Source organism: Streptomyces sp. NPDC006193, from assembly GCF_040613915.1.
Classification (GTDB): Bacteria; Actinomycetota; Actinomycetes; order Streptomycetales; family Streptomycetaceae; genus Streptomyces.
Genome location: NZ_JBEXTB010000044.1, coordinates 12,737 through 26,098 on the forward strand (window position 1 = coordinate 12,737; position 13,362 = coordinate 26,098).

Annotated in this window: 11 protein-coding genes; 10 read left to right on the forward strand and 1 reads right to left on the reverse strand. The window is 75.3% G+C overall.

From position 1 onward, the window contains the following. The first annotated feature begins 142 nt into the window (after positions 1-142). The 8 genes from ABZ261_RS27845 (at position 143) to ABZ261_RS27880 (ending at position 9,448) form a co-directional block, all read left to right on the forward strand. On the forward strand, positions 143-1,849 hold the full coding sequence (locus tag ABZ261_RS27845) for an acyclic terpene utilization AtuA family protein (protein WP_356863827.1): 1,707 nt from the start codon (positions 143-145) through the stop codon (positions 1,847-1,849). Next, positions 1,846-3,444 (forward strand): carboxyl transferase domain-containing protein, encoded by a 1,599-nt coding sequence (locus ABZ261_RS27850; RefSeq protein WP_356863829.1) that lies wholly within the window; start codon positions 1,846-1,848, stop codon positions 3,442-3,444. Before ABZ261_RS27845 ends, ABZ261_RS27850 begins: the two co-directional genes overlap by 4 nt. Positions 3,445-3,453: 9 nt before the next feature. Beyond that, positions 3,454-5,295 carry a biotin carboxylase N-terminal domain-containing protein gene (locus ABZ261_RS27855; protein ID WP_356863831.1) on the forward strand — a complete coding sequence of 614 codons (1,842 nt, stop codon included), beginning with the start codon at positions 3,454-3,456 and terminating at the stop codon, positions 5,293-5,295. Between the two features lie 46 nt (positions 5,296-5,341). Next, entirely contained in the window at positions 5,342-6,532 is a 1,191-nt protein-coding gene (locus ABZ261_RS27860; protein WP_356863833.1) for an acyl-CoA dehydrogenase family protein, read from the forward strand. Between the two features lie 44 nt (positions 6,533-6,576). After that, a complete protein-coding gene (locus ABZ261_RS27865) occupies positions 6,577-6,741 on the forward strand; it encodes a hypothetical protein (RefSeq protein WP_356863835.1) in 165 nt (54 codons plus the stop codon). Next, the gene (locus ABZ261_RS27870; RefSeq protein WP_356863837.1) at positions 6,738-7,475 is read left to right on the forward strand and encodes an enoyl-CoA hydratase family protein; all 738 of its coding nucleotides are present in this window, start codon (positions 6,738-6,740) and stop codon (positions 7,473-7,475) included. The genes ABZ261_RS27865 and ABZ261_RS27870 overlap by 4 nt, the downstream gene beginning before the upstream one ends. 4 nt (positions 7,476-7,479) lie before the next feature. Further along, positions 7,480-8,100, forward strand: a complete 621-nt coding sequence (locus ABZ261_RS27875; RefSeq protein ID WP_356863839.1) for a TetR/AcrR family transcriptional regulator — start codon at positions 7,480-7,482, stop codon at positions 8,098-8,100. Positions 8,101-8,356: 256 nt separating this feature from the next. Continuing rightward, the gene (locus ABZ261_RS27880) at positions 8,357-9,448 is read left to right on the forward strand and encodes a 2-oxoglutarate and iron-dependent oxygenase domain-containing protein (protein WP_356863841.1); all 1,092 of its coding nucleotides are present in this window, start codon (positions 8,357-8,359) and stop codon (positions 9,446-9,448) included. Between the two features lie 79 nt (positions 9,449-9,527). Here the strand turns inward: ABZ261_RS27880 and ABZ261_RS27885 are convergent, their stop codons facing one another. Next, complete coding sequence (locus ABZ261_RS27885; protein ID WP_356863843.1) at positions 9,528-10,628, reverse strand: citrate synthase 2; 1,101 nt, start codon at positions 10,626-10,628, stop codon at positions 9,528-9,530. Between the two features lie 176 nt (positions 10,629-10,804). Here ABZ261_RS27885 and pdxH point away from each other — a divergent pair, with 176 nt between their 5' ends. Then, positions 10,805-11,491: a pyridoxamine 5'-phosphate oxidase gene (gene pdxH, locus ABZ261_RS27890; protein ID WP_356863845.1), complete on the forward strand. Its 687-nt coding sequence runs from the start codon at positions 10,805-10,807 to the stop codon at positions 11,489-11,491. 408 nt (positions 11,492-11,899) lie between these two features. Further along, positions 11,900-13,315 (forward strand): PAS domain-containing protein, encoded by a 1,416-nt coding sequence (locus tag ABZ261_RS27895; RefSeq protein WP_356863847.1) that lies wholly within the window; start codon positions 11,900-11,902, stop codon positions 13,313-13,315. Positions 13,316-13,362 lie beyond the last annotated feature (47 nt).

The window sequence follows — 13,362 nt, forward strand, 5'->3', positions numbered from 1 at the left end:
CCGCCGCCCCCACCCGGCCCACCGGCCCCCCTGCGCCGGACACCGGCCGCCCGCCGGACCCGCCCCCCGGCCCGCCGGCCGGGACGCGGCAGCCGGGGACCGGGCCGGCACACTCCTCCGGGCCGGCCCCGGGAACCGGCCGATGACCGGCCGCCCGGCACCGGCGCGCCCCCTGCGCGTCGGGAACTTCTCCGGGTTCTACGGCGACCGCTCCGACGCCCTGCGCGAGATGCTCACCGGCGGCGAGGTGGACGTCCTCACCGGCGACTACCTCGCCGAACTCACCATGCTGATCCTCGCCCGCGACCGCCTGAAGGACCCGGCCGCCGGATACGCCCGCACCTTCCTGCGGCAGCTGGAGGACTGTCTGGCCCTCGCCCGCGAACGCGGGGTGCGGATCGTCGCCAACGCGGGCGGCGTGAACCCCTCCGGACTCGCCGGGGCGGTGCGCAAGGCCGCCGAACGGCTCGGGATCCCCGTCCGCGTCGCGCACGTCGAGGGCGACGACCTCACCGCCCGGCACCCCGGCGCCCTCGCCGCCCACGCCTACCTCGGCGGCTTCGGCATCGCGGAGTGCCTGCGGGCCGGCGCCGACGTCGTGGTCACCGGCCGGGTGACCGACGCGGCGCTGGTCACCGGGCCCGCCGCCGCCCACTTCGGCTGGCGGCCGGACGAGCCGGGGGCGTACGACCGCCTCGCCGGGGCCGTCGTCGCCGGGCACGTGCTGGAGTGCGGGACCCAGGCGACCGGCGGGAACTACGCCTTCTTCACGGAAGGGGACGTCCGCCGGCCCGGTTTCCCGCTCGCCGAGGTCCACGCGGACGGCAGCGCCGTCGTCACCAAGCACCCCGGCACCGGCGGTTTCGTGGACGTCGGCACGGTCACCGCCCAGCTGCTCTACGAGACCGGCGGCGCCCGGTACGCCGGCCCCGACGTCACCGCCCGGCTGGACACCGTACGGCTGAGCCAGGACGGACCGGACCGGGTGCGGATCGAGGGCGTGCGCGGCGAGGCGCCGCCGCCCGCGCTGAAGGTGGGGTGCAACCGGCTCGGCGGCTTCCGCAACGAGGTCGTCTTCGTCCTCACCGGTCTCGACGTCGAGGCCAAGGCGGCGCTGGTGCGCGAGCAGCTCGCCGGCGCGCTCGCCGCCCCGCCGCCGCGGGAGGCCCGGTGGGAGCTGGTGCGGACCGACCGGGCGGACGCCGACACCGAGGAGACGGCCAGCGCGCTGCTGCGGCTCGTCGTCCGGGACCCGGACCAGCAGGTCGTGGGGCGGGCGGTGAGCGGGGCCGCCGTGGAACTCGCGCTGGCCAGCTATCCGGGGTTCCATCTGCTCTCCCCACCCGGAAAGGGCGACCCCTACGGGGTCTTCGAGGACGTGTACGTGCCCCAGGGCGCCGTCGACCATGTGGCCGTCCTCCACGACGGGCGCCGCGTCCCCGTGCCGCCGCCCCAGCGGACCAGGCCCCTGGCGGCCGCGCCGTCCCCGGCCCTTCCCGAGCCGCTCCCGCCCGGCCCGACCCGTCGCGCGCCCCTCGGCCGGGTGGCCGGGGCCCGCAGCGGGGACAAGGGCGGCGACGCCAACGTCGGCGTGTGGGCGCGGACGGACGAGGCCTGGCGGTGGCTGGCGCACACGCTGACCGCCGACCGGTTCCGCCGCCTGCTCCCCGAGACCCGGGACCTGCCCGTCACCCGGCACCTGCTGCCGAACCTGCGCGCCGTCAACTTCACCGTCGAGGGCGTCCTCGGCGCCGGCGTCGCCGCCCGGCACCGCTTCGACCCGCAGGCCAAGGCCCTCGGCGAATGGCTGCGCTCCCGCCACCTGGACATCCCGGAGGCCCTGCTGTGACGGTTCTGCAGACCGCTGTCGACCCCGCCGGACCCGACCACCGCGCCCACCGCGAGGCCATGCTCGCCAAACTCGCCGAACTGGAGGCCGAGCACGCCAAGGCGCTCGCCGGCGGCGGCGAGAAGTACGTCCGGCGGCACCGCGAGCGCGGCAAGCTGCTCGCCCGCGAGCGCGTCGAGCTGCTGCTGGACCCCGACACCCCGTTCCTGGAGCTGTCCCCGCTGGCCGCATGGGGCAGCAAGTACCCCGTCGGCGCCTCCCTGGTCACCGGCATCGGCGTGGTGGAGGGCGTGGAGTGCCTGATCACGGCCAACGACCCGACCGTGCGCGGCGGCGCCAGCAATCCGTGGAGCCTGAAGAAGGCGCTGCGCGCCAACGAGATCGCCCTCGCCAACCGGCTGCCCTGCATCAGCCTGGTCGAGTCCGGCGGCGCCGACCTGCCCTCCCAGAAGGAGGTCTTCATCCCCGGCGGCGCCGTCTTCCGGGACCTGACGAGACTGTCCGCCGCCGGCATCCCGACCGTCGCCGTCGTCTTCGGCAGCTCCACCGCGGGCGGCGCCTACGTCCCGGGCCTGTCCGACCACGTGATCATGGTCAGGGAACGGGCGAAGGTGTTCCTCGGCGGGCCGCCGCTGGTGAAGATGGCCACCGGCGAGGAGAGCGACGACGAGTCCCTCGGCGGCGCCGAGATGCACGCGCGGGTGTCCGGCCTCGCCGACCACTTCGCCCTGGACGAGCCGGACGCCCTGCGCCAGGCCCGCCGGATCGTGGCCCGCCTGGGCCACCGCAAGGCCCACCCGGACCCCGGACCCGCCGAGCCGCCCCGGTACGACCCGGAGGAGCTGCTGGGCATCGTCCCCGGCGACCTGAAGATCCCCTTCGACCCGCGCGAGGTCATCGCCCGGATCGTGGACGCCTCCGACTTCGACGAGTTCAAACCGCTGTACGGCACCAGCCTGGTCACCGGCTGGGCGACCCTGCACGGCTATCCCGTCGGCATCCTGGCCAACGCCCGGGGCGTCCTGTTCAGCGCCGAGTCCCAGAAGGCCGCCCAGTTCATCCAGCTCGCCGACCAGCGCGACATCCCGCTGCTGTTCCTGCACAACACCACCGGCTACATGGTCGGCAAGGAGTACGAGCAGGGCGGGATCGTCAAACACGGCGCCATGATGATCAACGCGGTCAGCAACAGCAGGGTCCCGCACCTGTCGGTCCTCATGGGGGCGTCGTACGGCGCCGGGCACTACGGCATGTGCGGCCGGGCCTACGACCCGCGTTTCCTGTTCGCCTGGCCCAGCGCCAAGTCCGCCGTCATGGGCCCGCAGCAGCTCGCCGGCGTGCTGTCGATCGTCGCCCGGCAGTCGGCGGCGGCGAAGGGGCGCCCGTACGACGAGGACGCGGACGCGGCCCTGCGCGCCATGGTCGAGCAGCAGATCGAGTCCGAGTCGCTGCCGATGTTCCTGTCCGGGCGGCTGTACGACGACGGCGTCATCGACCCGCGCGACACCCGCACCGTCCTCGGCCTGTGCCTCTCCGCCGTGCACACCGCGCCGTACGAGGGCGTGCGCGGCGGGTTCGGCGTCTTCCGGATGTGAGGGACCCACGTGATATCGACCGTCCTCGTCGCCAACCGGGGCGAGATCGCCTGCCGGATCTTCCGCACCTGCGCCGAACTCGGCATCCGCACGGTCGCCGTGCACTCGGACGCCGACGAGGGCGCCCTGCACGCGCGCGCTGCCGACACGGCGGTACGGCTGCCGGGGGCGGCGCCCGCCGGCACGTACCTGCGCGGCGACCTGATCGTGCGGGCGGCCCTGGCCTCCGGCGCGGACGCCGTGCACCCCGGGTACGGCTTCCTGTCGGAGAACGCCGGCTTCGCGCGCGCCGTCCGCGACGCCGGCCTGGTCTGGATCGGCCCGCCCCCCGAGGCCGTGGAGGCGATGGCGTCCAAGACCCGCGCCAAGGAACTGATGGGCGTCGAGCCCCTGCGGGACGTCACCGAGGCCGACCTGCCGGTGCTGGTGAAGGCGGCGGCGGGCGGCGGCGGGCGCGGCATGCGGGTCGTACGGCGCCTGCCGGAGCTGGCGGCGGCCCTGGAGGCGGCGCGTGCCGAGGCGGCGAGCGCCTTCGGGGACGGGGAGGTGTTCGTCGAGCCCTACGTGGAGGGCGGACGGCACGTCGAGGTGCAGGTCCTCGCCGACACGCACGGCACCGTGTGGACGCTCGGCACCCGCGACTGCTCCCTCCAGAGGCGCCACCAGAAGGTGATCGAGGAGGCCCCGGCACCGGGCCTGTCCGAGCGGCTCACCGCCGAACTGCACGCGCTGGCCGTCCGCGCGGCACGCGCCGTGTCCTACGTCGGCGCGGGCACCGTCGAGTTCCTGGTCGCCGGCGAGCGAGCGCACTTCCTGGAGATGAACACCCGCCTCCAGGTCGAGCACCCCGTGACCGAAGCGGTCTTCGGCCTCGACCTGGTCGCGGAGCAGATCCGCGTCGCCGAGGGCCGCGCCCTCCCGCAGGAGCCGCCACGCGCGCGCGGCCACGCCGTGGAGGCCCGCCTCTACGCGGAGGACCCGTCCCACGACTGGGCCCCGCAGACCGGCCGCCTGCACCGCCTCGCCGTGCCCGGCGGCATCCGCCTGGACACCGGCTACGAGGACGGCGACGAGATCACCGTCCACTACGACCCGCTGCTCGCCAAGGTCGTCGCCCACGCCCCCACCCGCGCGGAGGCGGTCCGCAGGCTCGCGGGCGCGCTGGAGCGCACGGAGCTGCACGGCCCGGTCACCAACCGCGACCTGCTGGTGCGTTCCCTGCGGCACGAGGAGTTCACGGCCGCCCGCACGGACACCGGCTTCTACGACCGCCACCTCGGCGCACTGACCGGGCCCGCCCCCGACCCCCACGCCCCCCTGGCCGCCGCCCTCGCCGACGCCCACGGCCGCTCCCGCTTCGGCGGCTGGCGCAACCTCCCTTCGCAGCCGCAGGTGAAGCGGTACGCGAGGGCGGGGGAGGAGCACGAGGTCCGCTACCGGCACACGAGGCAGGGGTTCGCGGCCGACGGGGTGCGGATCGTGCACGTCGGGAAGGACCTGGTCGTCCTCGAAGCCGACGGCGTGCGGCGCCGGTACCCGGTGGCCGTGTACGGCGACGAGGTGTACGTCGGCTCCACCCGCCTGACCGCGCTGCCCCGCTTCCCCGACCCGGCCGCCCAGCTCGTCCCCGGCTCCCTGCTGGCCCCGATGCCGGGCACGGTCGTACGCGTCGCCGAGGGCCTGGCGGAGGGGGCGGCGGTCGGCGCCGGCCAGCCCCTGATCTGGCTGGAGGCGATGAAGATGCAGCACCTGATCTCCGCGCCGGCGGCGGGAACGCTCACCGCCCTGCACGCCGAGCCGGGACAGCAGGTGCGGCCCGGCACGGTGCTGGCGGTGGTCCAGGCCCCCTAGGGACCGCGCGCCCGCCCACGGATCACCCGCAGCCCGAAGGAGTCCGATGACCGCCCCCGCCGAATCCGAAGAGCACCAGGCCCTGCGAGCCGCGGTGGCCGCCCTGGGCAGACGCTACGGCCGCGACTACCTCGCCCGCACCGTCGCGGAAGGCCGGCCCCCCACCGAACTGTGGACCGAGGCGGGCCGGCTCGGCTACCTCGGCGTCAGCCTCCCCGAGGAGCACGGCGGCGGAGGCGGCGGCATCACCGAACTCGCCATCGTCCTGGAGGAGCTGGGCGCCGCGGGCTCCCCCCTCCTCATGCTGGTGGTCTCGCCGGCCATCTGCGGCACCGTGATCTCCCGCTTCGGCACGGACGCCCAGAAACGGCGGTGGCTGCCCGCTCTCGCCGACGGCACCCGCGTCATGGCCTTCGGCATCACCGAGCCCGACGCCGGGTCCAACAGCCACCGCATCACCACCACGGCCCGGCGGGACGGCCCGGACTGGCTGCTCACCGGCCGCAAGGTGTTCGTCTCCGGCGTCGACACCGCCGACGCCGTCCTGATCGTCGGCCGTACCGAGGACGCCCGCACCGGGCGCCTGAAGCCGTGCCTGTTCATCGTCCCCACCGGCGCCGAGAACTTCCACCGGCACCGCATCGACATGGAACTCACCGCCGCGGAGAAGCAGTTCGAGCTGGTCCTGGACGACGTGCGGCTGCCCCACGACGCGCTCGTCGGCGCAGACGCCTCCCACGCCCCCGGCGGCGGGGAACAGGACACCGGGCTGCTGCAGCTGTTCGCCGGACTGAATCCCGAACGGATCATGACGGCCGCGTTCGCCATCGGCATGGGGCGCCACGCGCTGGCGAAAGCGGTCGCGTACGCCCGCGACCGCACGGTCTGGGACACCCCCATCGGCGCCCACCAGGCCATCGCCCACCCCCTGGCGCAGGCCCACATCGACCTGGAGCTGGCCCGGCTGATGATGCAGAAGGCGGCCCGGCTCTACGACGCCGGCGACGACACCGGCGCCGGCGAGGCCGCCAACATGGCCAAGTACGCGGCCGGCGAGGCCTGCGTGAAGGCCGTCGACCAGGCCGTGCACACCCTCGGCGGCAACGGGCTCACCCGCGAGTTCGGGCTCGCCTCCCTGATCACGGCCGCGCGCGTGGCCCGTATCGCCCCGGTGAGCCGGGAGATGATCCTCAACTACGTCTCCCACCAGACCCTGGGGCTGCCGAAGTCGTACTAGCCGTCCGTACTGGAGTCCTGGAGTCCTGGAGCCCTGGAGGAACCGTGTTCCGCAGCGAGTACGCCGACGTCCCGCCCGCAGGGCTCCCCGCCCACGACGCCGCCCCGGGCCGCGCCGCCGGCTTCGGCCGTCCGCCCGCCCCCGCCGGCGCCGCCCCCCGCGCCGCCTCCGGCGACAGCCTGCGCCGCCGGCTCCCGGAGGACCCGTGACCGCGCCGATCGGCCGCACCCGCGCGCGTGCCGTCGACGTCCTCAGCCTGGACGCCGCCGGCACCCGCAACGCGCTCTCGGGCACCCTCGTCGCCGGCCTCGCCGACGCCCTGGCCGCCTCCGGCGAGGACCCCGGCGTACGGGCCGTCGTCCTCACCCACACCGGCACGACCTTCTGCGCCGGCGCCGACCTGCGCGACCCACCCGGCCCCGACGCGCTGGCCGGCCTGCTCCGGCAGATCGTCGAACTGCCCAAACCGGTCCTGGCCCGGGTCACCGGACACGTCCGCGCCGGCGGCCTCGGCCTGCTCGCCGCGTGCGACATCGCCGCCGCCTCCGCCACGGCCACCTTCGCCTTCACCGAGGTCCGCATCGGGGTCGCCCCCGCGCTGATCTCCCTGCCCGTCCTCCCGCGCGCCGACCCCCGCGCGCTCGCCCGCTACTACCTCACCGGCGAACGCTTCGGCCCCGCCGAAGCCGTGCGCCTGGGCCTGCTCACCGCGGCCGCCGACGACGTGGACGACGCCCTCGCCCCCGTCCTGGACGGCCTGCGACGCTCCTCGCCCCAGGCCCTGGCCGAGACGAAGCGGCTGCTCACGGCTAGGGTGCTGGAGACGTTCGACCGGGACGCGGCCGCCCTGACCGCGCTCTCGGCCCGGCTGTTCGCCTCCGACCAGGCCAGGGAGGGGATGACGGCCTTCCTGGAACGACGGGACGCGGCATGGGTGGTGTGAGGACGTGAGCACGACGACGGAGCGCGACCGCCTGCCCCGGCAGGACCGCAGCCCCAAACAGGACCGCAGCCGGGCCACCCGGCGGCGGCTCCTGGAAGCCGCCGTGGCCTGCCTCGCCGAGCACGGCTGGGCCGGCTCCACCGTCGCCGCCGTGGCCGAACGGGCCGGCGTCTCCCGCGGCGCCGCCCAGCACCACTTCCCGACCCGCGAGGACCTGTTCACGGCGGCCGTCGAGTACGTCGCCGAGGAACGGTCCACCGCGCTGCGCGCCCTGTTCCCGCAGGGCGCGGCGGGCGACCGCCGGGCCGTCGTCACCGCCCTCGTCGACCTCTACACCGGCCCCCTCTTCCGCGCCGCCCTGCACCTGTGGGTCGCCGCCGGGGACGAGGAGCAGCTGCGCCCCCGCGTGACCGAGCTGGAGGCACGCGTCGGCCGCGAGAGCCACCGCGTCGCCGTCGACCTCCTCGGCGCCGACGAGACCCGCCCCGGCGTCCGCGAGACCGTCCAGGGCCTGCTCGACATGGCCCGCGGCCTCGGCCTCGCCAACCTCCTCACCGACGACACCGCCCGCCGCGAACGGGTCGTCGCCCAGTGGGCGGCGCTGCTGGACCAGGCCCTGGGCTGACCGGCCCGGCACGAGACCGCACGGGCCGGCACGGCCGGCAGGGGCCGGGACGGACCGCGCGGGCGGCGCGTTACCCTTGCGCCATGCTGTTGATGCTCGTCCGCCGCCGCCACGTGGACTACGTGCGCGTCACGAGCATGGGCTGTCGGCGCCTTCCCGCCTGACCCAGCCCCCTCCTCTCCCGTCTTTCCGGCACCCGGGGGCCGCTCCCACCCCTCGGCGGCCACCCGTGCCCCGTACACCCCGCGGACGCACCATGACGACGCACACCCGGACGACGCACGTCCAGACGACGCACACCCAGACGGCGCACACCCCGGCGGCGCACACCCCGGCGGCGCCGTCGTACGGCCAACTCCCGATCATCGACCTGTCGGCCGCCGACCGCGGCCCGCAGGCCCGCGCCCTGCTCCACGCCCAACTGCACAGCGCCGCCCACGACGTCGGCTTCTTCCAGCTCGTCGGGCACGGCGTCACCCGGGCGGAGACCGAGGCGCTGCTCACCGCCATGCGCGCCTTCTTCGCCCTCCCCGAGGCCGACCGGCTCGCCCTCGACAACGTGAACTCCCCGCACTTCCGCGGCTACACCCGCACCGGCGACGAACGCACCGGCGGCTCCCGCGACTGGCGCGACCAGCTGGACATCGGCCCCGAGCGCCCCGCCCGCGTCCCCGGCCCCGGCGAGCCCCCGTACTGGTGGCTCCAGGGCCCCAACCAGTGGCCGGCCGCCCTGCCCGAACTCCGCACGGCCGCCCTGGCCTGGATCGACAGGCTGAGCGCGGTCGCCCACCGGCTCCTGCACGAACTGCTGACCGCCATCGGCGCCCCGGCCGACTTCTACGACCCGATCTTCGGCGACCGCGCCCACCCGCACCTCAAGCTCGTCCGCTACCCCGGCAGCGCCGGCGACGGCACCGACCAGGGCGTCGGCGCCCACAAGGACTACGGCTTCCTCACCCTGCTCCTGCAGGACACGGTCGGCGGCCTCCAGGTCCAGCGCGAGGACGGCCGCTTCCACGACGTCCCGCCCCTCGACGGCGCGTTCGTCGTCAACCTCGGCGAACTCCTCGAAGTGGCGACCGACGGCTACCTGGTCGCCACCAACCACCGGGTCGTCAGCCCGCCCGGCGCCACCGAGCGCTTCTCCGTCCCGTTCTTCTACAACCCCCGCCTGGACGCGCGCGTGGAACGCCTCCCCTTCCCCCACGCGTCGAAGGCGCCCGGCATCACGACCGACCCCGCCAACCCCCTCTACGCCGAATACGGCTACAACGAGCTCAAGGGCAAGCTGCGGGCCCACCCGCTGGCGGCCCGCAGGCACCACGGGAGCCTGCTGGCACCCGCGTGAGCGGCACGCCCAGGGGCGCGGGAACCGCGCGACCGGCCACCGCCGGCCCGCCGCCGCCCGCGCCCCCGAGCCGCCCCGCTCAGTGGGCGATGTCCGCGAACCCCTCGACGTCCCGCGGACTGCGCGGACCCGGCCCCACATACCGCGCGGAAGGCCGCACCAGCCGCCCCGTCCGCTTCTGCTCCAGGATGTGCGCCGACCACCCGGCCGTACGGGCGCACGTGAACATCGACGTGAACATGTGGGCCGGCACCTCGGCGAAGTCCAGCACGATCGCCGCCCAGAACTCCACGTTCGTCGCCAGCACCCGGTCCGGCCGCCGGTTGTGCAGCTCCTCCAGCGCGGCCTTCTCCAGCGCCTCCGCCACCTCGAACCGCGGCGCGCCCAGCTCCCGCGCCGTGCGCCGCAGCACCCGCGCCCGCGGATCCTCCGCCCGGTACACCCGGTGCCCGAAGCCCATCAGCCGCTCACCGCGGTCCAGCGCCTGCCGGACGTACCCCTCCGCGTCGCCGGTGCGCTCGATCTCCTCGATCATCCCGAGCACCCGCGAGGGGGCACCGCCGTGCAGCGGCCCGGACATCGCGCCCACCGCGCCGGACAGCGCGGCGGCGACGTCCGCGCCGGTGGAGGCGATGACCCGGGCGGTGAAGGTGGACGCGTTCATGCCGTGCTCGGCGGCGGAGGTCCAGTACGCGTCCACGGCCGCCACATGCCTGGGGTCCGGCTCACCCCGCCACCGGATCATGAACCGCTCCACCACCGAGTGCGCCTTGTCGATCTCCCGCTGCGGCACCATCGGCAGCCCCTGCCCGCGCGCGGACTGGGCGACGTACGACAGCGCCATCACGGCGGCCCGCGCCAGGTCGTCGCGGGCCTCGCGCTCGTCGATGTCGAGCAGCGGCCGCAGCCCCCACACGGGGGCGAGCATGGCCAGCGCCGACTGCACGTCCACGCGGATGTCGCCGGAGTGCACCGGGATCGGGAACGGCTCGGCGGGCGGCAGACCGGGGTTGAAGGCGCCGTCCACCAGCAGCCCCCACACGTTCCCGAACGACACGTGGCCGACCAGGTCCTCGATGTCGACGCCCCGGTAGCGCAGGGCGCCGCCCTCCTTGTCGGGTTCGGCGATCTCCGTCTCGAACGCGACGACTCCCTCGAGCCCGGGTACGAAATCGGACATCAGGCGGCTCCTCGTGATCTGTGGGCGGCGGTCACCCCGGTGATGCCCCGATCGGCCGGTGGTCACCCGTGGTCAACCCAACCGCAAGGGAAGCAGCACGATAGCCCCCGGTGCCCGGCTTGGGGAGACCTTGCGGCACTCGGTGCCAGACCCGTTCGATACGGCAAGATGACCGCGTGACCGACCGCGACCCGTTCCCGGACCCCGCCCTCGACCCCGCCGCCATGCGCAAGCAGTACCGGGCCGACGGCCTCACCGAACAGGACCTCGTCACCCACCCCATGGACCAGTTCGCCCGCTGGTTCGAGGACGCCGCCCGCGCAGCCCTGCACGGCACCCTGTACGAACCCAACGCGATGGTCGTCTCCACGGCGGACGCCACGGGCCGCCCCAGCTCCCGCACCGTCCTGATGAAGCAGTACGACACCGAGGGCTTCGTCTTCTACACCAACTACGGCTCCCGCAAGGCCCGCGACCTCGCGGCCAACCCCCACGTCTGCCTGCTCTTCCCCTGGCACCCGCTGGCCCGCCAGGTGATCGTCACCGGCACCGCCCGCCGCACCGGCCGCGACGAGACCGCCGCCTACTTCCGCACCCGCCCGCACGGCTCCCAGCTCGGCGCCTGGGCCAGCGCCCAGTCCACGGTGATCGCCTCCCGCACCGAGCTGGACACCGCCTACGCCGAGCTGGAGGCCCGCTACCCCGAGGGCGAACAGGTCCCGGTCCCGCCCCACTGGGGCGGCTTCCGCGTCGTCCCCGACACGGTCGAGTTCTGGCAGGGCCGCGAGAACCGCCTCCACGACCGCCTGCGCTACGTCTCGCGACCGGACGGCGCCTGGGACGTGGAACGCCTCAGCCCCTGAGAACGCGGACGACCCGCGGGCTGGGTCCCTCCGAGGAGGAGCCGGCCGGACGTACCGGCAGCCCGCGGGCCGGGTGACTGCTTGAGATTGGGCCGGCTGCACGCCGTCGGCGTGCCGGTCCGGCACCGCACAAGTGTGGTGACGGGCCGCTAGCCCGCAGCCACCTCACGCGTCCGGTTTCCATACATCTGCCGAACCACCTCCTCTCTCGTGTGCTCCACACCCTAGGAACCCGATGGGAACGGCTCAACTGTTTTTCCGGCGCCTCCGCGCGGCCCCGCGGGCCGGGGATTGCGTCGTGGGAAGTTGAGGGAACAGGATGTGTGCTGTGTCACGTTCCAGTTGAATGAAGGCCAGTGAGCGAAACGAGCGCCGTACGTGCGCGGACGCAGCCTCCAGGGGGTCCAGGTGAGTGCTTCGCGGCGGAGTGGGACCACGGACGAGCTGGGGCCGGACGAGCCCGGTGAGTCGGGGGGCCCCGATCTGCTCGCCGCGCTGCTGGACGGCATGGACGCGGCACTGTGTGCCTTCGACGCCGACGGGGTCGTGACCCACTGGAACCGGGAGGCCGAGCGGATCCTGGGGTGGACGGCCGCCGAGGCGGTCGGGCGGCACGGGTTCGCCGGGTGGGCCGTGCGCAGTGCCGACGCCGAGGAGGTGCAGGCCCGGCTGATGTCGGCGATGCACGCCCCGGGCCGGCAGGTGCACGAGTTCGCGCTGGTGACCAAGGACGGCGGGCGGGTGCTGGTGCGGACGCAGTCCGCCGCGGTGCGCGGGCCGGACGGGAAGCCCGCGGGGGTGTACTGCGCGTTCAGCGAGGTGCACGCGCAGATCGACCTGGAGCGGTCCATCGCGCTGAGCGAGGCGCTGCTGGAGGACGCGTCCTGGGGGGTCGTCCTCGTGGACGCCGATCTGCGGCCCGCCGTCGTCAACGCGCACGCGGCGCGGGCACTCGGCATCAGGCGCACGTCCGCGCTGGGGCGGCCGCTCGGTGAGCTGCTCGCGCAGGGCGTGGAGGAGCTGGAGGCGGCGCTCACGCACGTCCTGGCGGAGGGCGCGCCGCCGGCGCCCGCCGAGATGTGGGTGACCGTGCGGACGCCGGGGGGAGAGAAGCGGCGCTGCTGGCGCAGCGGGTTCCTGCGGCTGGCGTCGCCGCTCGCGGAGGAGCCGGTGCCGCTCGGCGTGGGCTGGCTGTTCCAGGACGTCACCGAGGCCAGGCAGGCCGAGCAGGAGGCGGCGCTGCTGCGGTTCCGGACGAACCAGCTGCACCGCGCGGCGCGGGCGGCGGCCGAGTGCGAGGACCCGGTGGAGGCGGCGACCGTCCATCTGGACTTCGCCCTCGCCGGTTTCGCCGACCACGCCCTGATCGACCGGGTCGCGGGCGGGCCGCGGGAGGAGGGCGAGGGGGCGCCGGGTCCGGTGCGGCTGGTGCGGCTGGCCGCGACGCCCGCCGGTGCGCCGGGTCCGAGTCTGCCGTCGGGCGCGGCGGGGCTGCCCGTGCGGTACGAGGAGGGGCATCCGGCGCTGCAGTGCGTGGAGCGGGCCGGGGCGGTGCGGGCGGACGCCGGGTCGGTGCCGGCCGAGCGGGCGCGGGAGTGGGCGCTTCGGCGGCAGTGGCCCGGGGACGCGGTGCACGCGCTGTGCGCGGCGCTGCGCAGCCGGGGGCGGACGCTGGGCGTGGTGACGTTCCTGCGCGGGGCCGGCCGCAGCCGTTTCGAGCGGTCGGACACGGCGTACGCGGAGGACGTCGCCGTTCGCATCGCGGCCTTGCTGGACCTGGCGGAGGCGCTGCGGGACCGTCCGGGGGAGCGTCCGGGGGAGTGACCCGGCGGGCGCCGGCGCCCGCGGGGCCGGCTGTCCGGGCCGGCGGC